The organism is Candidatus Pelagibacter sp. HIMB1611 (genome assembly GCF_052047715.1).
Taxonomy (GTDB): domain Bacteria; phylum Pseudomonadota; class Alphaproteobacteria; order Pelagibacterales; family Pelagibacteraceae; genus Pelagibacter.
Window position 1 is genome coordinate 630,781 of the sequence record NZ_JBNAJM010000001.1, and the last position, 25,767, is coordinate 656,547.

The 25,767-nt window shown below is 29.8% G+C and carries 32 protein-coding genes; 8 read left to right on the forward strand and 24 right to left on the reverse strand.

The window, feature by feature from the left end; translation table 11 throughout:
* The first annotated feature begins 12 nt into the window (after positions 1 to 12).
* Entirely contained in the window at positions 13 to 1,086 is a 1,074-nt protein-coding gene (locus tag ACTTAS_RS03550; RefSeq protein ID WP_440678344.1) for a YeiH family protein, read from the forward strand.
* Here the strand turns inward: ACTTAS_RS03550 and ACTTAS_RS03555 are convergent.
* From ACTTAS_RS03555 to mnmA, 13 genes are all read right to left on the reverse strand, one after another.
* Entirely contained in the window at positions 1,083 to 2,162 is a 1,080-nt protein-coding gene (locus ACTTAS_RS03555) for a TSUP family transporter (RefSeq protein WP_440614489.1), read from the reverse strand. The two genes, ACTTAS_RS03550 and ACTTAS_RS03555, sit on opposite strands and share 4 nt — an antisense overlap.
* 28 nt (positions 2,163 to 2,190) lie before the next feature.
* Entirely contained in the window at positions 2,191 to 2,325 is a 135-nt protein-coding gene (locus ACTTAS_RS03560) for a hypothetical protein (protein WP_440614490.1), read from the reverse strand.
* Between the two features lie 66 nt (positions 2,326 to 2,391).
* Positions 2,392 to 2,742: a hypothetical protein gene (locus ACTTAS_RS03565; RefSeq protein WP_075506610.1), complete on the reverse strand. Its 351-nt coding sequence runs from the start codon at positions 2,740 to 2,742 to the stop codon at positions 2,392 to 2,394.
* Positions 2,743 to 2,769: 27 nt separating this feature from the next.
* Complete coding sequence (gene aprA, locus ACTTAS_RS03570) at positions 2,770 to 4,629, reverse strand: adenylyl-sulfate reductase subunit alpha (RefSeq protein ID WP_440678345.1); 1,860 nt, start codon at positions 4,627 to 4,629, stop codon at positions 2,770 to 2,772.
* The gene (aprB, locus tag ACTTAS_RS03575) at positions 4,629 to 5,099 is read right to left on the reverse strand and encodes an adenylyl-sulfate reductase subunit beta (protein ID WP_075506608.1); all 471 of its coding nucleotides are present in this window, start codon (positions 5,097 to 5,099) and stop codon (positions 4,629 to 4,631) included. The genes aprA and aprB overlap by 1 nt, the downstream gene beginning before the upstream one ends.
* Positions 5,100 to 5,132: 33 nt before the next feature.
* Positions 5,133 to 5,927: an adenylyl-sulfate reductase gene (locus ACTTAS_RS03580; protein WP_440651279.1), complete on the reverse strand. Its 795-nt coding sequence runs from the start codon at positions 5,925 to 5,927 to the stop codon at positions 5,133 to 5,135.
* A 98-nt stretch (positions 5,928 to 6,025) separates the two neighbouring features.
* A complete protein-coding gene (locus ACTTAS_RS03585; RefSeq protein ID WP_440676210.1) occupies positions 6,026 to 6,424 on the reverse strand; it encodes an HIT family protein in 399 nt (132 codons plus the stop codon).
* A 2-nt stretch (positions 6,425 to 6,426) separates the two neighbouring features.
* Positions 6,427 to 7,170 carry an aminotransferase class IV gene (locus tag ACTTAS_RS03590; RefSeq protein ID WP_440678346.1) on the reverse strand — a complete coding sequence of 248 codons (744 nt, stop codon included), beginning with the start codon at positions 7,168 to 7,170 and terminating at the stop codon, positions 6,427 to 6,429.
* On the reverse strand, positions 7,130 to 7,690 hold the full coding sequence (locus ACTTAS_RS03595) for an aminodeoxychorismate/anthranilate synthase component II (RefSeq protein WP_440678347.1): 561 nt from the start codon (positions 7,688 to 7,690) through the stop codon (positions 7,130 to 7,132). The genes ACTTAS_RS03590 and ACTTAS_RS03595 overlap by 41 nt, the downstream gene beginning before the upstream one ends.
* Entirely contained in the window at positions 7,687 to 8,829 is a 1,143-nt protein-coding gene (locus tag ACTTAS_RS03600; protein WP_440678348.1) for a chorismate-binding protein, read from the reverse strand. Before ACTTAS_RS03600 ends, ACTTAS_RS03595 begins: the two co-directional genes overlap by 4 nt.
* A 43-nt stretch (positions 8,830 to 8,872) precedes the next feature.
* Entirely contained in the window at positions 8,873 to 10,087 is a 1,215-nt protein-coding gene (locus tag ACTTAS_RS03605) for an MFS transporter (protein WP_440678349.1), read from the reverse strand.
* 3 nt (positions 10,088 to 10,090) lie between these two features.
* The gene (locus tag ACTTAS_RS03610) at positions 10,091 to 11,266 is read right to left on the reverse strand and encodes a trans-sulfuration enzyme family protein (RefSeq protein ID WP_440678350.1); all 1,176 of its coding nucleotides are present in this window, start codon (positions 11,264 to 11,266) and stop codon (positions 10,091 to 10,093) included.
* A gap of 185 nt (positions 11,267 to 11,451) precedes the next feature.
* Complete coding sequence (gene mnmA, locus ACTTAS_RS03615) at positions 11,452 to 12,570, reverse strand: tRNA 2-thiouridine(34) synthase MnmA (protein ID WP_440678351.1); 1,119 nt, start codon at positions 12,568 to 12,570, stop codon at positions 11,452 to 11,454.
* Positions 12,571 to 12,611: 41 nt separating this feature from the next.
* Between mnmA and ACTTAS_RS03620 the strand changes: the two genes are divergently transcribed.
* Together ACTTAS_RS03620 and ACTTAS_RS03625 are read left to right on the forward strand one after the other, a co-directional pair.
* Complete coding sequence (locus tag ACTTAS_RS03620) at positions 12,612 to 12,782, forward strand: DUF3553 domain-containing protein (RefSeq protein ID WP_440634941.1); 171 nt, start codon at positions 12,612 to 12,614, stop codon at positions 12,780 to 12,782.
* A gap of 3 nt (positions 12,783 to 12,785) precedes the next feature.
* Entirely contained in the window at positions 12,786 to 13,550 is a 765-nt protein-coding gene (locus ACTTAS_RS03625) for a 3'(2'),5'-bisphosphate nucleotidase CysQ family protein (protein ID WP_440678352.1), read from the forward strand.
* 134 nt (positions 13,551 to 13,684) lie between these two features.
* On the opposite strand, the gene ACTTAS_RS03630 is transcribed toward ACTTAS_RS03625, so the two are convergent.
* Positions 13,685 to 14,248, reverse strand: coding sequence for a regulatory protein RecX (locus ACTTAS_RS03630; RefSeq protein ID WP_440678353.1), 564 nt, complete (start codon positions 14,246 to 14,248; stop codon positions 13,685 to 13,687).
* Positions 14,249 to 14,272: 24 nt separating this feature from the next.
* Between ACTTAS_RS03630 and ACTTAS_RS03635 the strand changes: the two genes are divergently transcribed.
* Both ACTTAS_RS03635 and ACTTAS_RS03640 read left to right on the forward strand, forming a co-directional pair.
* Positions 14,273 to 14,746: an ABA4-like family protein gene (locus ACTTAS_RS03635; RefSeq protein ID WP_440678354.1), complete on the forward strand. Its 474-nt coding sequence runs from the start codon at positions 14,273 to 14,275 to the stop codon at positions 14,744 to 14,746.
* A complete protein-coding gene (locus ACTTAS_RS03640; RefSeq protein WP_440678355.1) occupies positions 14,739 to 15,317 on the forward strand; it encodes a 2-hydroxychromene-2-carboxylate isomerase in 579 nt (192 codons plus the stop codon). The genes ACTTAS_RS03635 and ACTTAS_RS03640 overlap by 8 nt, the downstream gene beginning before the upstream one ends.
* Here ACTTAS_RS03640 and ACTTAS_RS03645 read toward each other — a convergent pair.
* Positions 15,314 to 15,658, reverse strand: a complete 345-nt coding sequence (locus ACTTAS_RS03645) for a rhodanese-like domain-containing protein (RefSeq protein ID WP_440678356.1) — start codon at positions 15,656 to 15,658, stop codon at positions 15,314 to 15,316. The genes ACTTAS_RS03640 and ACTTAS_RS03645 overlap by 4 nt on opposite strands.
* Before the next feature lie 58 nt (positions 15,659 to 15,716).
* Here ACTTAS_RS03645 and ACTTAS_RS03650 point away from each other — a divergent pair, with 58 nt between their 5' ends.
* Together ACTTAS_RS03650 and bcp are read left to right on the forward strand one after the other, a co-directional pair.
* The gene (locus tag ACTTAS_RS03650; protein ID WP_440678357.1) at positions 15,717 to 16,745 is read left to right on the forward strand and encodes a glycosyltransferase family 2 protein; all 1,029 of its coding nucleotides are present in this window, start codon (positions 15,717 to 15,719) and stop codon (positions 16,743 to 16,745) included.
* The gene (gene bcp / locus ACTTAS_RS03655; protein WP_440678358.1) at positions 16,742 to 17,212 is read left to right on the forward strand and encodes a thioredoxin-dependent thiol peroxidase; all 471 of its coding nucleotides are present in this window, start codon (positions 16,742 to 16,744) and stop codon (positions 17,210 to 17,212) included. The genes ACTTAS_RS03650 and bcp overlap by 4 nt, the downstream gene beginning before the upstream one ends.
* Before the next feature lie 53 nt (positions 17,213 to 17,265).
* Here the strand turns inward: bcp and ACTTAS_RS03660 are convergent, their stop codons facing one another.
* The 9 genes from ACTTAS_RS03660 to ACTTAS_RS03700 form a co-directional block, all read right to left on the reverse strand.
* Positions 17,266 to 18,558, reverse strand: coding sequence for an ammonium transporter (locus ACTTAS_RS03660; protein WP_440678359.1), 1,293 nt, complete (start codon positions 18,556 to 18,558; stop codon positions 17,266 to 17,268).
* Between the two features lie 227 nt (positions 18,559 to 18,785).
* A complete protein-coding gene (locus tag ACTTAS_RS03665; RefSeq protein WP_440678360.1) occupies positions 18,786 to 20,087 on the reverse strand; it encodes an ammonium transporter in 1,302 nt (433 codons plus the stop codon).
* A 145-nt stretch (positions 20,088 to 20,232) separates the two neighbouring features.
* Positions 20,233 to 20,508, reverse strand: coding sequence for an HU family DNA-binding protein (locus ACTTAS_RS03670; protein ID WP_075506581.1), 276 nt, complete (start codon positions 20,506 to 20,508; stop codon positions 20,233 to 20,235).
* Between the two features lie 157 nt (positions 20,509 to 20,665).
* Positions 20,666 to 21,778: an RIP metalloprotease RseP gene (rseP, locus tag ACTTAS_RS03675; RefSeq protein ID WP_440618558.1), complete on the reverse strand. Its 1,113-nt coding sequence runs from the start codon at positions 21,776 to 21,778 to the stop codon at positions 20,666 to 20,668.
* Between the two features lie 73 nt (positions 21,779 to 21,851).
* The gene (locus ACTTAS_RS03680; RefSeq protein ID WP_440678361.1) at positions 21,852 to 22,331 is read right to left on the reverse strand and encodes a hypothetical protein; all 480 of its coding nucleotides are present in this window, start codon (positions 22,329 to 22,331) and stop codon (positions 21,852 to 21,854) included.
* Positions 22,332 to 22,518: 187 nt separating this feature from the next.
* Positions 22,519 to 23,865: an NAD(P)/FAD-dependent oxidoreductase gene (locus tag ACTTAS_RS03685; RefSeq protein WP_440678362.1), complete on the reverse strand. Its 1,347-nt coding sequence runs from the start codon at positions 23,863 to 23,865 to the stop codon at positions 22,519 to 22,521.
* Between the two features lie 46 nt (positions 23,866 to 23,911).
* Positions 23,912 to 24,331, reverse strand: a complete 420-nt coding sequence (locus tag ACTTAS_RS03690) for a hypothetical protein (RefSeq protein ID WP_440678363.1) — start codon at positions 24,329 to 24,331, stop codon at positions 23,912 to 23,914.
* An 11-nt stretch (positions 24,332 to 24,342) separates the two neighbouring features.
* Positions 24,343 to 24,942, reverse strand: coding sequence for a LysE family translocator (locus tag ACTTAS_RS03695; protein WP_440678364.1), 600 nt, complete (start codon positions 24,940 to 24,942; stop codon positions 24,343 to 24,345).
* A 37-nt stretch (positions 24,943 to 24,979) separates the two neighbouring features.
* On the reverse strand, positions 24,980 to 25,525 hold the full coding sequence (locus ACTTAS_RS03700; RefSeq protein ID WP_440678365.1) for a DUF4174 domain-containing protein: 546 nt from the start codon (positions 25,523 to 25,525) through the stop codon (positions 24,980 to 24,982).
* Between the two features lie 32 nt (positions 25,526 to 25,557).
* Here ACTTAS_RS03700 and ACTTAS_RS03705 point away from each other — a divergent pair, with 32 nt between their 5' ends.
* Positions 25,558 to 25,761, forward strand: coding sequence for a hypothetical protein (locus ACTTAS_RS03705; protein WP_440618563.1), 204 nt, complete (start codon positions 25,558 to 25,560; stop codon positions 25,759 to 25,761).
* Positions 25,762 to 25,767 lie beyond the last annotated feature (6 nt).

Here is a 25,767-nt window from a genome sequence, read left to right on the forward strand (position 1 = left end):
AAATCCTACTTTATGGCTAAAAATAAGTACCTGGTACTTTTACCTGGTATTATACTTGCGTTTGTTCTCTACACATTATCTCAAGGCTTTAATAATATTATTGGTATTGAATTATTAGGATACGAAAAAAGTCCTATATCCACTGCAATGATAGCTATCCTATTAGGAATGTTCTTTGGAAACATTTTTAAAATAAGAGAAAGTTTCAAAAGGGGTTTGGATTTTACTCAAAAAAATATTTTAAAACTTGGAATAATTTGTTTAGGTATTCAATTAAAACCTTTTGAGTTTCTTGAATTTGGTGCAATTGCTATTCCTTTAATTGTAATTTGTATTGTAAGTGTATTAGCAGTAATTAAACTTTTAATTAAAAAATTAAAAATCCCAACAAGAATGGCTTATTTAATATCAATTGGCAGTACAGTTTGTGGAACAACAGCAATCATGGCAACTGCACCTGTAATTGGTGCCAAAAAAAATGAGATATCTTACGCAATTGCAAACATCACTTTGTTTGGAATTCTTTCAATGTTGATCTACCCATACTTTGCAAATTTTTATTTTAATGGTGAACCACTTCTAATCGGTTTGTTTTTAGGAACTTCTATACATGAAACAGCGCAAGTAGCAGCTGCAGGATTGATCTATGATCAGCAATTCAATAGTCCAGAGACTTTAAATGTAGCAACAGTTACTAAACTAATCAGAAATACTTTTTTGATTATAATGATACCATTATTTGCTTATCTTTATAACAGAGGACAAGCTAAAGAAAAAAAATACTCAATAATTGATATTTTTCCCTATTTTGTTCTTGGGTTTGTTGCAATGATTATTGTTCGAAATGTTGGTGATCAACTTTTTATTTCAAACAACAGTGAACTTTGGTTTAACACTGTGGATGGTATTAAGTCTTTTTCAAAAATATTCCTAACAATGGCAATGGCAGCAATTGGTATGTCTACCAATTTAAGAGATATAAAAGATATGGGGTATAAACCTTTTGTGGTAGGATTTATTGGAATGGCTACTGTTGGAATTGTTTGTTTGGGGACTATTGAGTTGTATCTTTATTTATTCAATTAAGATTTCAACAAAATTTGTTTTTTAAGATTTGAAAAAAATCTTCTAATAAACGCTGCTGCTACACCTAAAAATATTGCAAACATAATTGAAAATAATCCATAAAAGAATGGCATCTCATTAGAAAAATCTAAAATAAATTGTGAGAAAAAATTTAAATCCGAAATTGCAGAAGTAGTTGTTGCATTTGTATCATGATCTGCAAAAAATGAATCATAAGCAATTGCAATACCAACTGCTAAAATCAAAATAGCCATCAATGCTCGTAATCCTGAGCTATCAATTTTCTCTCCTAATTTTTGTCCAATCTGAACACCAATTATTGATCCAATAACAAGTAGAAAAACTAAAAGTAAATCAATCGAACCATAATTAAATGAATGCAGGAAAGTAACAATTACACTGACAAAAATAGTAACAAATAATGAAGTTCCAGGAACAAGTTTAGTTGGCATTTTAATTATATAAATCATTGCTGGCACTAATATAAATGCTCCACCTATTCCCATTATTGCAGCAATAAAACCAACTACTAAACCAATAACTATTGGAGTAAAAATACTTTCATATAATTTTGATTTTGGAAATCTCATTCTTAAAGGAAGACCATGGATCCAATAATGAACATGTAATTTTTTTTTAACTAAAACGTTTCTTTTAGCTTTATCTATTTCACCAAGACTTTCGACTAACATTAAAGATCCAATGATTGCTAAAATATACATGTAAGCTAAAGAGATTACGGTATCTATCTTCCCGATACCTTTAAAATAAGAAAAGGTAAAAATTCCTAATGAGGTACCTATAGCGCCACCAATGACAATCATTAAACCCATTTTGTAATCTAAAGTGTTTTTTAGATAATGTGTTGTTGAACCAGAAACTGAAGTGGCTAAGATATTGTTTGCTTCATTTGCAACTGCGTATGCAGGAGGAATTCCTAAAAAAATTAAAAAAGGTGTCATTAAAAAACCACCTCCCACTCCAAACAATCCGGAAAGGACACCAACGATTGCGCTTAATATAAGAATTTCTATTGGATTAACAAAAACTTGCGCTATGGGTAAAAATACATCCATTTAAATAAATAAATTGTTTAAAAACAACTTAGTTAAAAGTAATAAAAGTTCCAACTATAATAACTCCCCAATAAGCAGCTAGACTTAAAAATATACCTGTCTTCATTAAAGAAACTTTTAAGCTAGTTAGTTTATTGAAAATTTTTACGTTAGAAATTTGCATTAAGTGCGTCAATACACCCAGAGAACAAATTGTCAAATATTATTTTAAAATTAGATAAATTTTTTTCTAATAGATCGTTGCGCCAAAAACTTTAACCATTTCATCCTCAACACCCAATACTAACCTTCCTAAAAATTCTCCTGGAATTTCTTTATTGGTCTGTTTTATCAGAACAGTTATATGCTCTCCTCTTCTAAGACACCCAAAAGGCTCAAACGTTTCGTGAAGATTAGTGATAAGCTTATTGTTAGCCCATTGTTTTCCAAGCTCTACTTCATTGGCTCCAAAGAGCATCTGAGTTGAAAAATCTCTAGTAAATCCTCCATAATCTTTAAGGTTTGATGATTTTACCAAGTTGAACCAAATAGGTTTTGCCAACTCATATATTTCATCATCTTTTTTTGATAAAATATCCATTACTTGTCTAATTCTAATTAAAGTATCTTAAGAAGCTTTTTTCTTCTCGTTCTCATCCACGATGTGGTAGACCGGAACCTTCTCCATACTAAATTTACCAGTTTTTGGATCTCTTCTAGAAACTGTCAGACAATGCCAATTATCATCATCAAGTTTCATATGATCTCCTCTATAATAGTATCCTGGCCATCTAGTTTCTTCTCTAAATAAAGTATGTTCAGTTACACACTGAGAAGTTAAAGCTCTATGTTTCAACTCCCAAGCTCTCATCAATTGGTGATAATCCTCAGCACCAACATGCTCAAGATCTTCTTGAAGCCATTCAAGTAATTCAAGGCCTCTTTTCAACATATTGCCATTAGTCATATAATTAGATGTAATTCCACCTACATATTCATCCATAATCTTCTGTAGTCTTTGTAGACCTTGGATTGGTGATATATAGCTAGGAGAAACAGTTCCACCAGTGATTTCGTTTTGTGCAACAGTGAAGTTTTCAAGTGGTTTGTAAACCATAACTTTGAAATCCTCACATTGTTTGTCTGAAACCTTTACTCCTTCAGCTTTTTTATCTTCGATATACTTAACAGCAGCTTTAGCAGCTAATCGACCTTCTGTGAAAGATCCAGATGAAAACTTATGAGCACTTCCACCCACAGTGTCTCCAGCACCAAATAAACCATCAATTGTAAGCATTCTGTTATAACCCCAGAAATATTCTGGTGGAGATAAATCTTCAGGACCGCTTACCCAAGCTCCTGAACAAGTAGCGTGTGAACCCATTACATAAGGTTCTGAAGTTGTTAATTCAGGGTTTGTGTATTTAGGATCAATGTTTTGAGACGCCCATACTACAGCTTGACCAACAGTCATACCTAAGAAATTCTCCCAACCAACTGTTTCTAAATGTGGATCTTGGAAAGCTTCAGTTGTAACCATATGAATTGGTCCACCACCAGCAGCAACTTCTTGAATGAAAGCATGATTTCTTAAACAAGTAGGTGTTGGGTGATGATCAATATATTCGCCAACTAATTCTTTAGTTTGATCATACCATTTCTTCTCATAATTTTCCCCATTAGCGTTCTGGGTATACGTTTTTAAGTGTAAGAAATAAGCTCCAACTGGCCCATAACCATCTTTAAATCTACATAACACAATTCTATTTTCCATTTGTGTCATTTTAGCTCCAGCAGCAATAGGAAGAGCATATGCTGAACCGTTACTCCAAGGGGCATACCAAGTTCTACCCATTCCTTCACCAACTGCTCTTGGTTTGAAGATATGAGAAGCACCACCAGCTGCAACTATTACAGCTTTTGCTCTAAAAACATGAAAATCACCTGTTCTCATATTAAAACCAACAGCACCACCAACTCTATTTTCTTGTTCTTCATCCATCAAAAGATGAGTGATCATTATTCTATTATAAATTTTGTCAGCAGATTTTTTTGCCGCCTCAGCAACAATAGGTTTGTAACTTTCACCATGGATCATGATCTGCCATTTACCTTCTCTTAAATATCTTCCAGTTTGTTCATTTTTCATCATTGGAAGACCCCATTCATCAAACATGTGGACAGTAGAGTCTACGTGTCTTGCCATGTCGTAACCTAAATCTTCTCTAACCATTCCCATTAAGTCATTTCTTGCATATCTAACATGGTCTTCAGGTTGATTTTCTCCCCATTGCATTCCCATGTAACAATTAATTGCATAAAGACCTTGAGCAACAGCCCCACTTCTATCTATGTTTGCTTTTTCTACACAAACAATTTTCATATCTCTTCCCCAGTGTCTAGCCTCGAACGTAGCACCTGTTCCAGCCATACCACCACCAACAACTAATATATCGCAATCCTCGTAATGTGTCTTATGTCTAGCCATTAGTAATAAACTCCTTTTTTAAACGACTCTTTTGGAACTGATGGTAATTCACCATCAATATTCAAACCTTCTGGCTCAGTATAAAGTCTTTGTGAATTAATCTCACCTTGATTTGGTTTGTCACCTTCAGCAAGTTTTGGAATAAATTTACCCCATGGTTTTGTAGTAATTGGAGAAACAAAGTTTTTCTCTGTTCCATTTCTAAATTTAATCTTCCATGAGATTGTTCCTTTTTCTTCTTCTCTTCTAACTCTAACGCTGTGACCCATAGGAGCAAAATCAGCATAACCTCTTACGTCAATTGCATGATTTGGACATGCTTTTACACATGAATAACATTCCCAACAAAAGTTAGGTTCAATATTTTTTGCACGTCTGATATTTTCATCTATGTGCATAATATCTGATGGACAAATATCTACACAGTGACCACAGCCATCACATCTTGTCATGTATACGAAAGTTGACATAATTATTTATTCTCCTTTTTTAATTTCATCATATTAATAGTGTTTAGGTTGTTCTCTTTTAATACCTAAACCAAACTGTTCAGGCGCGTCAGCAGGAGGAGGTAAGTTGTCTCGTGAACCATCTGCTTCTGCTAAATTTTTTTGTATTGCTGCACCAGGTTTATAAAACATGTGTGCAAATTTAGACCAATAAACTCCTCCAAATAAAACTAAATTTGAAAGAACAAATAAAGTCAAAAATAAATAAGATAATCCTGCTTGACCATTAGATTGTGTGTAAGACCACAACAAACCAAATGTTGAGCAAGCTAATAAAGCTAAAACAAATAAATCAGCTTTAATTATTCTGTACCAAGGATGCGCCTCCGCAGATACGTCTACTCTTAAGAAAAACCAGAACCAATATCCACCGATACATGTAAGTATTGCACCTACATGCCAAATCATTGACCATGTAGATGAAGTTGGTTTATCAGCCCCTGTATAACAGAATACTAGGACTGCTGATGCAACCCAAAATAATATTGTCCCGTACATACCAAGAACATGTGCAAGTCTTCTTTTTCCAAATCCAAGTTCTGCAGTTGTGCCGATATCATAAACTGTTGTCTTTGCGATAATTGAAGCTCTTTCTCCTGAACTCAATTCCTTAACAGCATTTGCTTTTGCTTTTTTTGCATTGTTAAAAAAATAAGTAACATTTTTGTGAACAATCATCTGTATAATTGTTCCAGCTGCAATCAAAATTACCATAGCAATTATGAAGCTTTGCATTGCAAAAGGTGAAACAGTTTCAGCTAATATTGAAAAAGGATTTGTAGATAACATAATTTTTAATTATTTATAAAGTTAGTTTGAGATTTTCTAATCTAGTTGAATAAAGAGTTCAACCAAAACTATTGGTCAATATTGTCATTAATAACAACTTACGGTTTACGTTTGTAATGTTGTTTGTTGGGTATTACCGATCTTACCCCACCTTGGGGATTATCTACGTCACCTTCTCTTCTTGGTATCAAATGTATATGACAATGCAGTATAGATTGACCTGCAATTTTTCCAGCATTTGTGCCTATGTTAAACCCTTTTACAGTATTATCTTTTTCTAAAATCTCATTTTTAATCATTTGCAATAAATCATTGCATGCAATCAACTCATCATTAGTCATGTCAAAATAGTCTTTAATATGTCGCTTAGGAATTATTAAACAGTGATGATCAGAAACAGGATAAGAGTCGTAACTTGCATAAGCAAGATCATTTTCGTGAGCAATACCACTTTTTTTTGAATCACAGAATAAACAAGGATTGTTTGGATCTCTCATGTTTAAATAAGAGTATTATATATTTTGCTAAGTTTATTAAAGGAAATATTGTTTCTACTTTTCCATTTCAATTCATCTATTTTTGACACTGATGTAACTCCCTTTCCTGATCCAATAAGAATAATTTCTTCAAAATCCTTAATTTCTTTGATTGATATATCTTTAAAATTAATTTTAACTTTTTTACTTATAAATTTAAGTGTATTTCCAAAATAACAATTTTTTTTTGGAGAAAATATTTTTCCTTTTTTAACAAAGACTAAATTTGAAGTACCAGTTTCTAAAATTTTATTGTTTGCAACTAAAGCAATATCGAATTTAGATGAGTCAACCTTATTAAGTTTTGCTAAAATTTTTTTGTAATAAAGATTTTTATAATTTGGCTCAACTCTTTTATATTTAAATAATAAAAGACTAAAATTTTTTTTAAGTATTGGTCTTTTTCTTATAGATACAGATATTAGTTTTTTATTTAAAGCAATTCGAAATAAATTGTCAGGACCTTTGTAGAGTGTATTTTTCTTAATTAGATCTAAAATAATATTCTTTAAGTTTTTTTTTCTAATTTCATATTTTTTTGTAGATTTAATTAAATTTTCAATATGTGGTTTTAACAATATTAGCTTGGAAGGTTTTCCAACCATTCGCATTGTTGTAAATACACCTCTAGACCCCCAAAGATCTTTAAAAGAAACTTCTTTGAGATTACTTAGCTGATAAGATTTTTTTAATAAGAGTGTTACCATTGATTGTTAAAAATGATTCTGGGTGAAATTGAAATCCATAAACTTTATCAACGTTATTTTCTATAGACATTGCAGAACCTGAAATAGCACATCTCATAGTTATATCAAAATTTTTTGCCTTAAAAGGCTCTTTTAGTTTTAATGAATGATATCTTCCAACTTTAAAAATTTGACCTTTTTTAAATAACTTACTCTGTTTATTCACTATGACATTGGATTGAAAACCATGATAAATTTTATTTTGTTCAACTATTTTTCCTCCTTCAGAAAATAAGATTTGTTGAAATCCTAAACAAATTCCTATTATTTTTTTTTTACCTTTAAATTTTTTATAAATTTTAGTTGTTAAAGGATAATCTTTTGGTGAACCTGGACCTGGTGATAGCACTATTGTTGAAGCTTTGTGAAGTTTAGAATAATTAATTTCATTAAAATCACTGCACTCAACTTCATCAAATATAGAAAGTTGATGTACTACATTGTGAGTAAATGAATCTTTATGATCAATCACATAAATCATTTAAATAAATCTATTAATGCTTTTGCCTTTATATAATTTTCATTGAATTCATGTTTGGCATTACTATCCACAACAACTCCTGAGGCTACAGAAATTTCTGATGTATTTTTATAATTTAAAATTGATCTAATAATAATATTAAATCTCATATCTCCATTAAATTTCATATAACCAAAACTTCCTGTGTAAATGTTTCTGTTTTCTTTTTCTTGGTTATTTAAAAGATTTAGAGTGCTTATTTTAGGACAACCTATTACTGAACCTCCAGGCATCATTGCTTTAATTATATCAATATTTTTAACACTCTTTTTTAATATTCCTTTAATTAAAGTAACATAGTGATAAAGATCCTTATACTCTTCAACAGTTTTCTCTTTGATAATTTTTACACTTCCTGGATTACAAATTTTTGAAAGATCACTTCTTTCCATATCTACAATCATATTGTGTTCTTTGGTTTCTTTAATATTTTTTCTAAAAAAACTTAACGCTTTATTTTTGTTAAGATTTCTATTTTTTCTAAGTGTTCCAGCAATAGGTTTTGTTAAAATACTTAGTCCTTTTTTATCAATCAATGTTTCAGGTGAGCAACTTACTATAGAGTAAGTTTTATCTCTTATCATAAAAGCTTCTGGAGACGCATTAACTTTCATTAATTTCCAAAAAAAGTTGATAGGATCTATATCTGATTTATTTTTGTATTTAGTACAAATTTTAATTTGGTATGTTTCCCCTTGTCTAATTTTTTTTGAAAAAACATTAAAAATTTTTTCATATTTTTTGAAATCAATATTTAATTTAAAAGGTGATAATATTTTTGTAGCTTTAAAGCTGCTGTTAAACTTTTGTTTCTTAACTTTAGAAAATATTGAAATTTTTTTTCTAATTTTTATTACTGTTTCAGGTTTATAAAACGCACCTTTATAAAAATTTAATTTTTTTTGTTTTTTTATTTTTAATCCAAGCAAATTACATAAAATTTCATAGCCAAAAAAACCAATAAACATATCAGTTTCTGATTTTTTTTTTGATTTATTAAAATTGTTTAAAAAATTATTAATATTTTTATTTGTTAAAATAATCTTTTTAGAAAAATCAGTATAAATATTATACCCACCACTTACCTTGTAGATAATCATGGGTTTATCTGATTGATAAAGATCCTCTAAATAAGGATTAAATTTATGCCGGTTGAGTTCTTTCAATTGCTTTTTCATTAATAGGCAAATGTATCAAACCTGCAAAAATTGATAATGCGATAGATCCGTACCATGCATAATCAAAATTTCCTGTAAGTTCATAAAAAACTCCACTTAAATATGCTCCTAAGAATGATCCAAATTGATGACTAACAAACACGATACCATAAAGCATTCCCACATACTTTGTTCCAAATATATGAGCAACTATCCCGTTAGTTGGTGGAACAGTAGAAAGCCACAAAAAACCAAAAGTAATACCAAATATTATTGAATTAATTACACTTGGAGGAAAAGAAATAAAAACAATTATAGAGACGCCTCTTAATAAATAAATTGCACTTAATAAATATTTTTTACTATATTTTGTTGCCAGATAACCACTCACAATAGTTCCCACCATATTAAAAAGTCCTATTAATGAAAGAACAGTTGTTGCACACCAATCAGGCAAACCTTTGTCTACCATATAAGTTGGTATATGTGTTGCCACTAGTGCTATGTGCCATCCACATACAAAAAATCCTAAAGTTAAATAAATAAAACTTTTATTATTAAGTGCTTCTTTCAAAGCCTCTCTTGCAGTTTGATTATTATTATCTTTAACGCCAACAGGAGTTTTTGGAGTACTAACAAACAAAGAAACGATTAATCCTAGTCCCAACAAAAAACAGAAGTAAAGCATCGTGCTCTCCCAACCATTTTCAACAAGAGAATAACTTACAATTAAAGGTGAAACAAAATAACCAAAAGAACCTGCGCTTGTAACTATTCCTGTGGCCATTGTCCTTCTGGATGCTGGATAATGTTTAGCAACAACAGAAACAGGTATACTGATTGCTGTAGATCCTAAGCCTACACCTATTAAAATACCTATTGTATAAATAAAATTAACACCAGTATTAAAACCCAAATAAAAAAGAAAAACTCCTAGTAAATAAAAAAAGAAACCAATGAAAATTGCAATATTACCTCCATACTTATCTGTAATAACTCCAAACAGAGGATTGAAAGCACCCCATAAAAATAATTGTAAACCCATTGCAAAACCAAATTGAGAAATAGTGATGTCTAGATCTGTTGAAAAATCAAAATAAAACAAACCAAATGTTTGTCTAATTCCAAGAGATATAATTACAACTAAGCAACATGCAATGAGCGTAACCATTGCTGTTTTGGTTTGAAAAAAATTATTCACAGTTTACTTTAAATGTTTCATTGACTGCTTAATATCAGCGATAAGGTCACTTGGATCCTCTAAACCAATGTGCAGTCTAACTATGTACTCGTTTTTCGCTAATTTAAGATAGCTTCTATTTCCTTGTTCTCTAACATTTTGATGTAAAGCTAAACTTTCAAACCCTCCCCAACTATAACCGTGTCCAAATAATTTTAAATTATTTACAAATTTAACAACTGCTTTTTCGCTTTTAGCTTTAATTCTTAAACCCATTAAACCTGAAGCGCCTGAATAATATTTCTTCCACATTCTAAAATTATAAGAGTCTTTTTTGTATGGATACAATAATTTTATATTTTTAAATTTAGATAAAAATTCTGCTACTTTTTTTGCATTTTCTCTATGTCTATCTAATCTTACATCTAAAGTTCTTAATCCTCTTGTAATTAGATAAGCATCATCAGGTCCTAATCTTAAACCTGTAAGCCTTTCAGTTGCTTTTACTTTTGGAAATACTTTTTTATTAACTGCTAAACTTCCACCCATCACATCGGAGTGGCCTGAGTAGTATTTTGTTGCTGAAACAATTGCCATATCAAAACCGAGTTTAATAGGTTTTAAAAAATATGGAGTTCCCCACGTATTATCAAGTGCTGTTAAAATTTTATGTTTTTTTGCTATCGAGACAATCTTCCCTAAATCTTGAAAATCAAAAGTATTACTTCCTGGGTTTTCTACAAAAATTAATTTAGTTTTTTTGGTAATTGCTTTTTCTAATGTCTTAAGATCGTGTGGATCATAAAAAGTTGTTTTGATATTAAATTCTTTTAAAAAATCTTGTGTCAAAAGTCTAGTTGGACTGTAAACTGGGTCAGCTGCAATAATTTCATCACCAGGTCTTGTAACACTGAAGATTGCAAGGAATACTGCTCCAAATCCGGTGGGTGTTAAAAAAGTAAAATAACTTTCTTCAAGTTTAGATAAAATTTGCTGCAAAATATGAGTCGTAGAAGTTCCTTGTCTTCCGTAATCAAAATGTCCACCGGTAGGATTTTTTTTGGCTTTCTCTTGAGTTTTTCTAATATCTTGCATCGATTTGAAAATAATCGTTGATGCACGCACAATTGGAGGATTTACAGACTGATTATGAAAGTCTTTCGCTGTATGTTTTAAAAATGTTTTAAATGAATTGCTCATAATAAAATTTGATATGTTTAAAAGACAATGCTATATCCCGTAAAAAACGTCAATAAATTAATAAATAGGACTAAATGAGTTATCCGAAGAAACATAGGGGTCGAAGAAAACAAGGCTCCAAAAAGAGAAGAGCAAAAAGAAAAAATAAGAAGAAATAATTCTTTTATTCTTTAATCCAACCACCGCTATTCTTTAATCCAACCACCGCCGAGAACTCTATGACCATATTGGTCTTTGCTATAAAATACGCATGCCTGTCCTGGAGATATTCCATCCTCAGGATTTAATAGATGAACATTTGCAGTATTATTATCTTTTAAATCTACTTTTGCCTCAAGAAGACTACCTGTTGATCTAACCTTCACAAATATATTTTGATCAAGATCTTTTTTATCAGTTAATAAATTTAAATCTTTTAAAGATATTTCTTTTTTTCCAAGGTTTTCTTTAGGTCCTACTATAATTTCATTTTTATCTGAATTTATTTTTAAGACATATAAAGCTTCTTTATCAGAAACCTTAATTCCCTTTCTTTGTCCAATGGTAAAATTAATAATACCATCATGAACACCAATTACTTTTCCATCTAAATTTTTAATGTTACCTTTTTGAAAAGAGTCTGGTCTAAATTTTCTAATTACTGATGCATAATCTCCATTAGGCACAAAACAAATATCCTGACTATCTGGTTTATCAGCTACATTTAAATCTAGCTCTTTAGCAATTTCTCTTGTTTTATCTTTTAACATTCCACCTAATGGAAATCTTAAATAATCTAGCTGCTCTCTTGTTGTGTTAAATAAAAAATAACTTTGATCTCTATTTTCATCAATTGCTCTGTACATATTATTGGTGTTGTTTGATGTAATATTTTTTACATAATGTCCTGTAACTAATGCATCTGCTTTAAGATCTTTTGATACTTCAAATAAATCTTTAAACTTTACTGTTTGATTACATTGAACACATGGAATTGGAGTTTCACCTTTTAAATAACTATCAACAAAATTATCTATTACTCCTTGCTTGAATTTATCTTGATAGTATAAAATTTTATGTTCAATACCTAATTTATGAGCAACACGTTTTGCATCCATAATATCTTGACCTGAACAACACTGTTTAGATTGAGCTACTTCTTTTCCGTCGTCATAAAGTTTAAGAGTAATGCCTATAACTTTATAACCTTCGTTTTTCATAATTCCTGCTACAGTTGACGAGTCTACTCCACCAGACATTGCAACAACAACCGTTGTGTCTTCAGGTTTTTTGTTAATTCCGATAGAGTTTAATTCTTTATTCATTAGGTGGTATTTATACTTATTTACAATATAAGTTAAATTAAATGATTTTAGATTATGAACCAGGTGACAAAGTCACTAATCCTGAGAATAAAGAATGGGGCATTGGACAAGTACAATCAATTATAAAAGATAAGGTTACTGTTAATTTTGAAAATGCAGGTAAAAAAGTAATAAATGCAAAAAATATAGAATTAAAAAAAATAGGTAAATAAAAGATGGACTTACAAAAAATCATTGAAGATTTAGTTGATACTTTTTTATCAGCGGGAGACTTGTCCATTCAACTAAGAGAAAAAGGATTAAGTAAAGAAATTAAATCTGACAATACACCAGTAAGTAATGGTGATATTGAAGTAAATAATTTCATATCTTCTCAAATATCTAAAATAACACCTGAGATTCCAATTATTTCAGAAGAAACTTCAGAAAACAAAAATAATTCTAAATTAAAAGATTTTTGGTTGGTGGATCCTATAGATGGAACTTATGATTACATAAATAATTTAGAAGAATTTACTATTAATGCAGGCTTAATTATTAATAACAAACCTGTTGCAGGTTTAATAAATGCACCTGCTAAAAAAAGAATGTTTTATTCATATGGGAAAGGTAAATCTTTTGAGTTTACTAATGAAAAAACAATAAACCTTTCTGAGTTACCATCTAAAAGAACAGAGCCACTTAATTTCATTTCTTACAGCAATAAAATTAAACCTGAGATACAAAAAATTTATGATCAATTGAGTGTTAAGGAACATACTAGAATGAAAAGTTCTTTAAAATTTTGTGTTGTTGCTGCATGTGAATTTGATGGTTATGTTGCTGAGCCTAGAGCTTACGAATGGGATATTGCAGCAGGACATGCAATTTTAGAAAATGCAGGAGGATCTGTGAGAGACTTTTATGGTAATGAAATTTTATATGGTAAGAAAGATCTAAAAAATCCAAGTTTAATTTTAAAAAGTAAAAATATAATTTAATGGATGAGCAATTAAGAATTATTTTAATTATAATAGTATCCGTCTCAATTTTCGGATTACTAGTTTTTGTTTTTGTTAAAAATTATATTAGAAACAAAATAAATCATCTTGTTGATGAAGAGAAAAAAAGAAAACTAAAGTAATTTAATTATCTTTTCATATTCATTTTTATCAATATCCATTACTTTTTTTGATGTTTCAAAATCAAATCCATTTCTTGCTAGTAAAGAAATATCTTTTTTATAAAACAAAGTTCTATTATCCTCTGCTCTTGCTGGTCCTATTCTCTTTTTTTTACATAATTTTATAGCTGAAAAAAAATCCTGATCAGAATTATCTTCTTTTATTTTATCAACTGTATCCTTGATAAAACCATCATCAATTCCTTTGCCCATTAAATAATTTCTAATTTTATTTATAGAATTTCCTCTTTGGATCATGCTCTTTGCTTTACTTTCTGAATAAAATTGATCATTGATAAATTTATTTTTTTCTAGATCAGATAAAACAATATCAATTAATTTATTTACATCTTTTTTTCTAGAGTCTGTTGCAGAAAGTTTCATATATTTTTTTAATAAATATGTTTTAAGCTGTTGTTTTGAAGGTGCATATTTTTCAACATAGGCAAACGCAAAATTCCTCATTTCATCAACAGTAACTTGAAGTGTTTTTCTCTTATTTCTTATAGGAATCATCGTTAGATTTTATATAATATAAACATGATCGAACAAATTTATAACTATTTCACAATTGATGTGCTGTATATGTGGATCAATTTAGGAGTTATACCTTTTTGGTTCATATTAATTGTATTTCCCCAGTCTCATTTGAGTAGATATTTAGTAACTACTATATTTCCATTTCTATTATTAGGCGGGGTTTATATTTATATTTTATATAGATCTTTCATAGTTGGTTATGACTTCGACGCTAATTTTAGTTTGTACCTTGGTTTGGTTGAATTATCTCGGCTGTTTGAAGACAATCTGTACCTAACTCTTTTCTGGACTCATTTTATAGCTATAAATTTATTTGTTGGTGGATGGATGGTGAAAGACTCTCAAAAATACTACATAAACAAAGTATTAATGTCAGTCCCTTTAATAATTACATACTTAATTGGACCTATTGGATTGTTTATTTATTGGATAATTAGAATTTTTTACGCCAAAAAATTAAATCTATATGAGTAATCATATAGATTTTTACTTCGATATCATCAGTCCTTACGCTTACATCGCATATAAAAAAATTTTAAAAATTAATAATGTTAGTTTTAAATTAAAGCCAATACTGTTAGGCGGTCTTCATAACTTAGCAGGTATTACTGCTCCTGCATTTAACAAATATAAAATAAAAAATATGCAAAATGATTGTGAGCTTGTTGCAAAAAAAAACAACATTAATTTCAAGTGGAATTCTAGATTTCCAATAAACTCTTTGCATATAATGAGAGGCTATCTTTTTGTTAATGATAATAAAAAAGAAGAATACTTAAATAGTTTTTTTGAAGCTTATTGGAAAGAAGATCAAGATTTATACAAAGAAGAAAATATTAAAATACTATTAAAAAAATTAAAAATTAATGAAAATGATTTTTTCTATTCGATTAGTAACCAAGATATTAAAGATAAATTAAAACAATTAACACAAGAAGCTTTTAAAAAAGAGGTTTTTGGTGCTCCAACATTTATAGTAAATAATAAAATTTTTTGGGGACAAGACCGTCTAGAATATGCTTTAGATGAGATTAAAAATATTTAGACTATTTTAAAACTACTATTGCTGATAGATCCAAAACCACCTTCAATGTGAGAAATATTTTTAAAACCTTTTTCAGTTAAAGACTTTACTGACATTTCAGATCTAATTCCTCCAGCACAAAATAAGACTACCTCTTTGTCTCTATCAATTTGGCCTTCCTTAAAAATTTCACTATTAGGATCAAGAAGAGCTTCTAAATTTCCCATAGGTATATGGTTGGCTCCTTCAACTCTTCCAGTAAGTTCTAGTTCATTTAATTCTCTAATATCAATTAAATTGCATTTTTTTTCTTGAACCATTTGATAAGCTTCATCAGCATTTATAGTTTTAATTTCACTCATAGTATCAATAAATAAAGTTTGAATTGATTTAACTGTTATTATTAATTATTTCTAGCTTATGAAAGTTCAAAATAAAACAATTAAATCAAATTTTTTAAAAAAACTGTTTATTAAAATTTGTAGAATTTTTGACTTTGAAATTATTGATCAAGGTAATTTAACACTTCCTGTTAGTAACAAAAAAGACATAAAAAACCTCTCTAATATAGGCAAAGAGTCTTTAATCATTCCGATGGGTAGAATTAAGATTACACGGTCAGTTAAATCTTTAGATATAATTTTAAGAACCTGTGCCTCAGTAAATATGTTATCACAATCAAAAAAAAGAGTTTTTAAAAAAAATAAATCTGAATATTCTTTAAAAACATTAGTTTCGATTATTAACTCAATTAATAATAATAAAAAAATATTTAAAAAGATTAAACTAAAATTGACAATTGTTGATCACAATAGTGACAAAGCTATCATTAAAAAATTTGAAAAAATTTTAAATAATCAATTTTTTGAAAATGAAATAATTCAACTGGATATAAATAAGTATAAAAGGAATATTAAAAAAATAAATCAACAGGGAAAAATTGTTACCAATAATCAAATTTCAAACATGTCTAATATAAATCAATCTTTAAATTTAGGCAAAAATTGTGAAGATTTAGTATATTTTGTAGAGGATGATTATATTCACAAACCCGACGCTATTGAGGAAATGATATATGCTTACGAAAGAATATCTACTCAACTAGGAACCGAACTTATAATGTGTCCATCAGATTACCCTTATTTATATAACAAGGTGGAGAATTCAAATATTTTATTAGGAAACAAATATCATTGGCGTAAAATTAACGAAACTTTATGTACGTTCCTTACTAGTAAAAAAATAATTAATAAACATTTTAAAAAATTTGTTAGTGCATGTGAGTTTGAACATTATCCTTTTGAAAAACCTTTTCATGATATATATAAAAAGGAACTTTGCATTAGTCCTATGCCAGCAATAGCTGTTCATTTTACTAATATTAATTCAATTTACGGTTTATCACCGTTAATAGATTATAAAAAATTATGGGAAAAAAATAAATTATGACATTAAAAATAAACTCAAAAGCTCCAACATTTGTAATACCATCAACTTCAAAGGATAAATATTCTTTAAAAGACTCACTTGGAAAATATGTAGTTTTGTATTTTTATCCAAAAGATGACACACCTGGATGTACAATTGAAACTAATGACTTTAATAAATTATTAGCCAAATTTAAAAAGCTAGAATGTGAAGTATACGGGATTTCAAAAGATAGCTTAAAAAGCCATGATAAATTCAGAGATAAATATAAAATCAAATTTGATTTACTTGCAGATGAAGAGATTAAAGTATTAAAAAAATACAAAGTCTGGGGAAAGAAAAAATTTATGGGCCGTGAATTTATGGGGATTAATAGAACAACTTTTTTAATTGATAAAAAAGGTAAAATTCTAAAAATCTGGGAAAACGTTAAAGTAAAAGATCACGCAAAAGAAGTCCTAGAAATATTAAAAGATATTTCAAAATAAAAAAGGCTCCTTATTTCTAAGGAGCCTTTAATTGTTATATATTGAGAGATATTTTAGTCTCTTATTGCGTAGGCTTTGACACCAACTTCTGCAACATCAGTTCCAAGTTTTTCAGCTTGAGAACTAATTCTAAGACCAATTGTTTGTTTTAGAACTTTAAATGTGATGTAAGAAAGTATGAAACTAAATGCACATACTGCAATCACACCTGTTAACTGAGTTCCAAAATTTGTATCTGAGTTACTTAAAGGCACAACCAAAGTTCCAAAAATTCCAGCAAATAAATGAACAGGAATTGCACCTACAACATCATCAATTTTTTTGCTTTCTAAAAACTTTGTACCAAAGTACATGATGATTGATCCAACCGCTCCAATAGCAATTGCAAGCACTGGACTTGGAGTTAAAGGTTCAGCAGTAATTGCAACTAAACCTGCTAATGCTCCATTAAGCATCATTACGATATCTGTTTTACCACCTAATAATCTTGTAACGACTGCAGCAGTAACAGTACCAGCAGCTCCTGCTAAATGTGTGTTAACTGCAATTTTACTAATTGCATTAACATCGTCAAAAGTTCCCATTGCAAGTTGACTAAAACCATTAAACCCGAACCAACCGAACCATAATAAGAAAGTTCCTAATGTAACTAGTGGTATTGAAGATGCTGCAAAAGGTACTAAAGATTTTGTTTCACCTTTTTTATTAAATCTTCCTTCTCTTGCACCCAATAATATTACACCTGCTAAGGCAGCTGCTCCACCACAAGCATGAACTAAAGTTGAACCAGCAAAATCAGAGAAGCCTGAAGTTGCTAACCAACCTCCGCCCCACTGCCAACCCATTGAAATAGGATAAATGATACCAGCCATAATCGCTGCAAAAATAAAAAATGGCCAAATTTTAATTCTTTCTGCTACAGCACCAGACACAATTGATGCAGTTGCACAAACAAACATTGTTTGGAAAAACCAATCTGAATAATCAGAATAACCAGTTGAAAGTTCAGAAGCATCGCTCCACATTGAGAATGAGCCAATAAATCCACCTTCAGGAATTCCGTAAGCTAAATTGTAACCACAGAAAAAAAATATTAATGAACAGATTGCAAATTTACCAATATTTTTTGCCGCAATTGTTGAAACACTTTTAGTTGTCACCAATCCACTTTCAAGCATACAGAAACCTGCTGCCATGAATGCAACTAAAACACCACCAAGGTAAAATCCTAATGAATTGAAAATATATTGTCCTTCAGCTGACATTGTAGTTTCTGCTGAAGCTAAATTAGTAAAGCTTAAAAATATTAATAAGCTTAATGATATTTTTTTTAAATGATTAATCATTATCTCTCCTTTTTTTAATCATGTCGTTTTAATAAACATTTAAATTTTAAGTACTGCTGATAGGTCAAAAGAGTTATGAGAAATAAGCATATGTGTAAAAAAAAGGCCCCATTTCTGGGGCCTTTGGTTATTAACTAACTAGAGAGAGATATAAGTTAATTCTTTGTTTAGAGGCTCTTCAATGAGATAACGACATGGAGATCGAAGAGCCTCTATATTGCATGCAATTAGTCACGTATTGCGTAAGCAATTACACCTGTTTCAGTAACGTCTGTACCTTTAGTTTCAGCTTCTTTACTTAATCTGATTCCAAACGTACCTTTCATTATTGACCATACGATGTAAGACACAGCAAACACAAAAATGTTAATTGAAAGTACACCAATTAATTGTGCACTGAACGATGCATCAGCGTTTGTTAATGGCACTGCAAGTGTTCCCCAAATTCCAGCAAATAAGTGAGCTGGGATTGCACCTACAACATCATCAAGTTTAAAGCTAAATAATAATTTAGTTCCAAACACTACGATTAATCCACCAACAGCTCCAATTAAAATTGCTGCAAATGGAGATGGTGCTAATGGTTCTGCAGTGATTGCTACTAGACCACCAATTGCTCCGTTTAACATTTGAATAACATCTGTTTTACCGTACATTAATCTTGTAATGATACCAGCGGCCATTACTCCACCACAAGCTGCAAGATTTGTATTGATAAAGATTGATGAGATCGCAACTGCATCATCAAAAGTACCTAATGCTAATTGTGAACCACCGTTAAATCCAAACCAACCTAACCACAGGATGAATACACCTATTGTTACTAATGGAATTGAAGAAGCAGCAAAAGGTTGTAACGCTTTTGGTTGACCTTTACTGTCAAATCTTCCACTTCTAGCACCTAACAACATGATACCTGCTAAAGCAGCTGCACCACCAGTTGAGTGTACTAAAGTTGAACCTGCGAAATCAGAGAAGCCTAGTTCTGCTAACCAGCCTCCGCCCCACTGCCAACCCATTACGATTGGATAAATAACTCCAGCTAATAAAGCTGCAAATAAGAAGAACGGCCATAACTTGATTCTTTCAGCCATAGCACCTGAACAAATTGAAACTGTTGTTGCACAGAATACCATTTGGAAGAACCAGTCTGAACCATCTGAATAACCAGTGTCAATTGCACTTGCATCTGACCATGGAACAAACGATCCAATGTATCCGCCTTCTGGAATACCATAAGCTAGGTTGTAACCAACTAGCCAAAACATAATCCCAGCGATTGCATACAAACCAATATTCTTTGCACAAATCACTGAAACACTTCTTGAAGTTACCATTCCAGATTCTAACATTGCAAAACCTGCTGCCATGAACATGACAAGGAAACCACAAATTAAAAATAGTAGAGTGTTAAATATAAACCCCACTTCAGCAGAAACAGTTGTCTCTGCCATACCCGCACTACTCATGTTTAGTAAAAATACTAAACTTAGCAATGGTGCAGACATTCTCTTTATTATTTTAGTCATAAGACCTCCACTTGTTAAAGTGGTGGTTTATAAATTTAAAAAATTTAAAAACTAACGCTGATTAGGAAAATTGGGTATGCAGTTTTTGCATATAGTAACAGCCCTAAACGTGTTTTTACATTACGTTAGGGCTGTTAAAAAAATATTATCTATTGAATACTTCTTTTAAAGCTTTTGCTGGTAAGAATTTTACTTTCTGAGAAGCAGCGATTTGAATCTGCTCACCAGTTCTAGGATTTCTTCCAACTCTAGCTTTTCTTTTAGCTACTTTGTACGTACCAAATCCAGCGATTTTAACTGAATCATCACCTTTTAGTGCATCTAAAATAGTGTTGGTAATTGTATCAAAAGTTCGCTCAGCGTCTGCTTTGCTCAAGTTTAATGAGCCAGAAAGCTTTGCTACTAGTTGTTTTTTGTTCATTTTAGCTCCGGTTTTGTTGGTTAATATTGATACTTATCATAAACGTTGATAAATCAAGCTTTTTTTTAGTGTCTTTATTAATAAGACACACAATATCTTGTTTAAAATTAAATAAACGTTGATTTTATTGATCTTTTTAACAATTTAGAAATTTAAATTATCTAAATAAACCAAGGTCTTTTAGGTCATTAAATGTGGTGAAAAACATCAATGAAAGCAACAAAAACAATCCGATTCGAAAAAAGCCTTCTTGTGTTTTTTGAGATAAAGGCCTCCCTAAAACCTTTTCAAATGCATAAAACATTAAGTGTCCTCCATCTAACATTGGTATCGGAAACAGGTTAATTAAGCCCAAACTTATTGAAATATAAGCCATCATACTAATAAAAGCTAACACTCCAAAGGTTGCAACTTGCCCTGATATCTTTGCAATCCTTATAGGTCCGCCAAGTTGTGAGGTATCTGCTTTACCCATGATCATTCCACCAATGTATTTTAATGAAGAAACACTAACAAAATAGACTTCATTTGCTGCATGATACAATGCTTGCGCTGGTCCTAATTTAACATGATTAATTTTATCATTGTAAGCACTTAATTTTATACCAACCATTCTTTTATTAATTTTATTTCCTAAACCATCTTCACCTTCAACAATGTTCGGTTTTACTTTTAAAATTAATTCTTCATAAGAACGCTTAACTTTGAAATCTATAAAGTCACTTGTGGACATTGTTATATATTTTGAGACTTCCATGATGCTTTTAACTTCATTTCCATCAATTTCTAAAATAATATCTTGGTTTTTTAAGCCTCCAACCATTGCAGGACTATCTTTTTGAACTTCACTGATAACTGCTGGAGTAAAATCTTTTCCAACAAAAGTATAAATACAAAAGAAGATTGCTAAAGCTAATAAAAAGTTAGCTAAAGGACCACCAAATACAATTAAAACTCTTTGATATAAAGGTTTTAAAATAAATAATTTATCTCTCTCTTCTTCATTATATTTTTCTAAAATTTCTTCATGATCTGCTTGTGAATAAACATTACGATCTCCAAAAAACTTAACATAGCCACCTAAAGGAATAGCACATACTTTCCATCTAGTTCCATGTTTATCATTCCAACCAAATAATTCTTTACCAAATCCAATAGAAAAATCAGTAACCCCCACTCCATACTTTCTAGCAAAATAATAGTGTCCATATTCGTGTATAAATACGACAACTAAAATAAGGATTAAAAATGGAACAATATAACTAAGCATAATTTAATATTTTAAATGAATATATAATAGTTAACAACCTCACAATTTCTAATAATACTGATACTTTTTGTCTTTACACAGATTTTTCTTTTTTATCTTTATCTCTTTTTTTTCTCTCTTCTATAATTTTATCAAGTTCTGGAAATGGTTTTTGCAAATATTTAGCTGCTTCTTCTGCTGTCATTCCGTAAGTAAATGTAACAGCACCTCTATTACTATTTCCATATCCATAACCTTTTAGATTAGTTAAACCTTTAAAGTTAAAAGTTCCTTGACTTCCATCTTTGCAAGAAAGAGTTCCTTTGCCAACAAGTGACCAGGTTGAGGTATATCTAAATTCTCCAACACAAGTATTTTCTGGATCAATTGCAGACTGAATATCAACTGTTCCACTACCTGATATATCTCCAACTGCCCAACCAACAAAAATATCTCCCTTGATTGTAACTGCTACAGGTGACTTAGCAGTAAACAAACCCATTCGTGCTCCTGACTCATTTACACATCCATTCAATAAGAATCCTAGAACTAAGGCCCCTAAAAGTTTTTTCATTATTTCCTAAAAATTAAATTTAATATTGCTAAATCTATATCAAATTTTTCTTCACAAAACTCAATAATTAAGAGTTATTATTTTTTCATAAACTTAAAATATAAAGAAAATAAAATTAGACCCACAAGTACAATACCTACAAATATCCTTAAGTATTGATTAAAAAATATATCTATAAACTCAATCATTAAATATTTAACTTATCCTTAATTCTATAAAACCACACTGCTAATTTAAAATAAAATACTCTTAATTGTGGGAAAATAAATTTCTTAGGCAAACCTTTGTAAATTAACGATATATCAAGGTCTTTACTATTTGATGAAAAGACTAATTTAGACAATTGTTTTCCGGTCCAAGGAGCTGCACTAACCCCAACTCCACTATAACCAAATCCATAATAAATTTCTTCATTATCTATTTTACCAATTGAAGGAGTAAGCTTTTGAGACAAAGCAATTAAACCTCTCCAATTATAATCAATTGTTACATTGCTCCATTTAGGAAAAATATTTTTTAAAAATTTTTCCATATCATTTGCTCTGTTCTGATTAGATTGATCGCTTCCTTCAAAGTCTCCTCTAGTACCAAATAAAATTCGATTATCAGGTAACTTTCTATAATAATATAAAAGGTTTTTAGAATTAGCTATTGGGGCATAAGTATTAAAGTTATGTAAGCTAAGCTCTTCATTTGTAAGTGGTCTTGTTACAATAATATTTGAAATAACAGGTAATACCCTTCCATCCATTTCAGGAATTAATCCCTCTTGATAAAATCCATTAGTTGCAACAACTATTTTTTTTGTCTTTATTAATCCTTCATAAGTTCTTAAAAGATAAGAGCCATTTTCTTTTTCGATTTTTTCAACTTTGGTGTGCTCATATATTTTTAACTTTTTTGATAAAGCATGTTTTGCAAGTCCGTTTACAAATTTTAATGGATTGATCGCAAATCCAGGTTTATATGAAAATGCACCAAATTGCTCAGTTCCACCATGACCTACTTCATCAAATTCCTCTTTTGAATAAACTTTAGTCTCTATACCAAATTCAGATTTATATACTTCAGCTTGTTCTTTGATTTGTTCAAATTTATTTTTATGATGAGCTACAACAAAATTATTTTCACCTGTTACATCACAATCAATATTATAATTATCAATTAATTCTTTAGTATAATTAGCTCCTTCAACAGAGTTTTTAAAAAATTTTCTAGTCTCCTCTGTTCCATAAACAGATTGCATTTTTTTATAAGACATCTTGCTTGGAGGAAGGCAGCAAAATCCTGCATTACGAGAAGAAGCGCCCCAACCTACTTTTCCAGCCTCAACCAAAACCACATCTAAATTATAATTTTCAATTAAGTTAATTGCACAAAGTAAACCTGTGTAACCCCCACCTATGACCACTATTTCAGAACTAATATCTTTTTGAAGTTTTTCTAAATTTAAATTTTCACTTGAGGTTGCTTCCCAATAACTAGGAGCAGGTTTATTGAACTGATAAATATCTGAATGATAAATATTATTCATTGGTTAATTTTAGGTTAACATAAACCTTAATTATCTAAATAATAATTTACTTAAATTTATCTTCCCAGAATACAACTCTATCGTCTGTTTTTTCTATTAAGTCCTTACAGAATATTCCGTATTTATCTAAAACTACTGAAAAGTTTTTAAAATCTTCACCCATCTCTTTTTTCATACTTTCAAAGGATGTTTTAACTCTATTTCTCATTGTGTCTGTATTCATACCTAATTGCTGACCAATCATAAAAACAGATTCTAATGATAAATCTGCTGATTTATTAAGTCCTGCTAAAGTTTCATCATTAGCACTACCACTTTTTTTAAAACCTTCTTCAGATAACAAGTAATAACTATAACAAGTCGTGAAATCTCCTTGCAGGTTATTAAATACAAATGTTTGTTGGTCATCAGCATTGGCACTTGTGCTTAAGATACTAAAAATTATTGCAGATATAAATTTTTTCATTGTTTTTATTTTTAAATTTTAATTGAAAGCATCCATATACCAACCAAAAATAAAGACAATGAGAAGAATTTGTTTAATATTTTTGAATATTTTTCATTTCTAAATTTTGCACCTAGTAAGTCACCAAATAATGTCCACAGAGTAAATGACACGCAGTTATTAACTGTAAAAATTGTACTGATTAAAATTATTCTTATTAAACTTTGAGAACCATCTAAAAAGATTGTGAACATTAAAGAAATTATCACATAAGCTTTTGGGTTAAATACTAAAAGTATAACTCCATCAACAAAAGTGCATTTTAAATTTTGATTGTTATTTTCATATGTGCTTGCCTTTAAGAATTTATAAGCAAGATAGATTACATATAATGATCCAATTATCTGAATGTATTGATATTGATCACTAATAAATGAAAAAAAAATATTAAAACCAAAACCTATAAGAAAAGTAACTATAATAGTTGCAAGATGATAACCAAAATTTGCTGATAAAGTTTTAGCAAAACCAAATCTAGCTCCATTAGCTGCAAAGAACATGTTCCCAGGTCCCGGGCTAAAAGCCAGAGGAAATAAAAAAATTATTAAAGCTACTATTTCAATTAGAGTCATATTTTAATAAGTGATTAAATTTATACTATTCTTTAATTTAGGCCTTTTTATCCTTCTTATACATTCTCATCCACTTTTCAAAGATCACAATTGCATCATCCATATCTTTAGTTTTGTTAGGATGATTTTTTGCTCTTCCAAGCATAGTTGCAATAACATTTACTTGATACTTAATTGATCTTTTTTTGATAGCTTTAACTGTATAAAGCGCCTTTTCTTTATTCTTAAAACCTAATCCATGTAAAGTTGTCTCAGGTTTATAATCAGAAAATAATGAAAGATTTAAAGGTTTAAAACTTTTATCTTTTATCATTTTATTCATTGGCATTTTATCCACTAAGGTAAAAATTTTTTTTATATTTATTGTATCTAACTTAGCTTTTTCAGTTCCATCAAAGCCAATTAAACTAACACTAAAGTTTTTAGCTTTATCTAATTTTGTAACGAGTTTAATAAATCGTTTATGAAATTCTTTTATGTGTTTTTGGTAAATATCTTTTGAATTTTTATACTCTTGATTGGTGTAGTTTGGAGTATTCAAAACTAACAATCTACATTTCCATATATATTTTTTAAAATTCATTGGTATATTAAGTATTTTAGTTAATCGTATATATGAAGAAAAAAGAAATTAAATCTCATTTTAAGAAAAAAGCACTATCTAAACTTGCTTTATCGATAAGCTTTTTCTTAGTTCTTTTAACTTCCACTGGATACATATTTAATTCTAAAGCTGCAATTTTTCTGTTTTATATTTTTAGTTTTGCATTCATTTACAATCTACTAATCAATTTCTTATTAGAAAAATTTGACATATAGTAAGTT

Excerpts from the sequence above, each read along its gene's own strand:
- ACTTAS_RS03550 (WP_440678344.1), top strand. The coding sequence starts at position 13 with ATGGCTAAAAATAAGTACCTGGTACTTTTACCTGGTATTATACTTGCG.
- ACTTAS_RS03555 (WP_440614489.1), bottom strand. The coding sequence starts at position 2,162 with ATGGATGTATTTTTACCCATAGCGCAAGTTTTTGTTAATCCAATAGAA.
- ACTTAS_RS03560 (WP_440614490.1), bottom strand. The coding sequence starts at position 2,325 with ATGCAAATTTCTAACGTAAAAATTTTCAATAAACTAACTAGCTTAAAA.
- ACTTAS_RS03565 (WP_075506610.1), bottom strand. The coding sequence starts at position 2,742 with ATGGATATTTTATCAAAAAAAGATGATGAAATATATGAGTTGGCAAAA.
- aprA (WP_440678345.1), bottom strand. The coding sequence starts at position 4,629 with ATGGCTAGACATAAGACACATTACGAGGATTGCGATATATTAGTTGTT.
- aprB (WP_075506608.1), bottom strand. The coding sequence starts at position 5,099 with ATGTCAACTTTCGTATACATGACAAGATGTGATGGCTGTGGTCACTGT.
- ACTTAS_RS03580 (WP_440651279.1), bottom strand. The coding sequence starts at position 5,927 with ATGTTATCTACAAATCCTTTTTCAATATTAGCTGAAACTGTTTCACCT.
- ACTTAS_RS03585 (WP_440676210.1), bottom strand. The coding sequence starts at position 6,424 with ATGAGAGATCCAAACAATCCTTGTTTATTCTGTGATTCAAAAAAAAGT.
- ACTTAS_RS03590 (WP_440678346.1), bottom strand. The coding sequence starts at position 7,170 with ATGGTAACACTCTTATTAAAAAAATCTTATCAGCTAAGTAATCTCAAA.
- ACTTAS_RS03595 (WP_440678347.1), bottom strand. The coding sequence starts at position 7,690 with ATGATTTATGTGATTGATCATAAAGATTCATTTACTCACAATGTAGTA.
- ACTTAS_RS03600 (WP_440678348.1), bottom strand. The coding sequence starts at position 8,829 with ATGATTATCTACAAGGTAAGTGGTGGGTATAATATTTATACTGATTTT.
- ACTTAS_RS03610 (WP_440678350.1), bottom strand. The coding sequence starts at position 11,266 with ATGAGCAATTCATTTAAAACATTTTTAAAACATACAGCGAAAGACTTT.
- mnmA (WP_440678351.1), bottom strand. The coding sequence starts at position 12,570 with ATGAATAAAGAATTAAACTCTATCGGAATTAACAAAAAACCTGAAGAC.
- ACTTAS_RS03620 (WP_440634941.1), top strand. The coding sequence starts at position 12,612 with ATGATTTTAGATTATGAACCAGGTGACAAAGTCACTAATCCTGAGAAT.
- ACTTAS_RS03625 (WP_440678352.1), top strand. The coding sequence starts at position 12,786 with ATGGACTTACAAAAAATCATTGAAGATTTAGTTGATACTTTTTTATCA.
- ACTTAS_RS03630 (WP_440678353.1), bottom strand. The coding sequence starts at position 14,248 with ATGATTCCTATAAGAAATAAGAGAAAAACACTTCAAGTTACTGTTGAT.
- ACTTAS_RS03635 (WP_440678354.1), top strand. The coding sequence starts at position 14,273 with ATGATCGAACAAATTTATAACTATTTCACAATTGATGTGCTGTATATG.
- ACTTAS_RS03640 (WP_440678355.1), top strand. The coding sequence starts at position 14,739 with ATGAGTAATCATATAGATTTTTACTTCGATATCATCAGTCCTTACGCT.
- ACTTAS_RS03645 (WP_440678356.1), bottom strand. The coding sequence starts at position 15,658 with ATGAGTGAAATTAAAACTATAAATGCTGATGAAGCTTATCAAATGGTT.
- ACTTAS_RS03650 (WP_440678357.1), top strand. The coding sequence starts at position 15,717 with ATGAAAGTTCAAAATAAAACAATTAAATCAAATTTTTTAAAAAAACTG.
- bcp (WP_440678358.1), top strand. The coding sequence starts at position 16,742 with ATGACATTAAAAATAAACTCAAAAGCTCCAACATTTGTAATACCATCA.
- ACTTAS_RS03660 (WP_440678359.1), bottom strand. The coding sequence starts at position 18,558 with ATGATTAATCATTTAAAAAAAATATCATTAAGCTTATTAATATTTTTA.
- ACTTAS_RS03665 (WP_440678360.1), bottom strand. The coding sequence starts at position 20,087 with ATGACTAAAATAATAAAGAGAATGTCTGCACCATTGCTAAGTTTAGTA.
- ACTTAS_RS03670 (WP_075506581.1), bottom strand. The coding sequence starts at position 20,508 with ATGAACAAAAAACAACTAGTAGCAAAGCTTTCTGGCTCATTAAACTTG.
- rseP (WP_440618558.1), bottom strand. The coding sequence starts at position 21,778 with ATGCTTAGTTATATTGTTCCATTTTTAATCCTTATTTTAGTTGTCGTA.
- ACTTAS_RS03680 (WP_440678361.1), bottom strand. The coding sequence starts at position 22,331 with ATGAAAAAACTTTTAGGGGCCTTAGTTCTAGGATTCTTATTGAATGGA.
- ACTTAS_RS03685 (WP_440678362.1), bottom strand. The coding sequence starts at position 23,865 with ATGAATAATATTTATCATTCAGATATTTATCAGTTCAATAAACCTGCT.
- ACTTAS_RS03690 (WP_440678363.1), bottom strand. The coding sequence starts at position 24,331 with ATGAAAAAATTTATATCTGCAATAATTTTTAGTATCTTAAGCACAAGT.
- ACTTAS_RS03695 (WP_440678364.1), bottom strand. The coding sequence starts at position 24,942 with ATGACTCTAATTGAAATAGTAGCTTTAATAATTTTTTTATTTCCTCTG.
- ACTTAS_RS03700 (WP_440678365.1), bottom strand. The coding sequence starts at position 25,525 with ATGAATTTTAAAAAATATATATGGAAATGTAGATTGTTAGTTTTGAAT.
- ACTTAS_RS03705 (WP_440618563.1), top strand. The coding sequence starts at position 25,558 with ATGAAGAAAAAAGAAATTAAATCTCATTTTAAGAAAAAAGCACTATCT.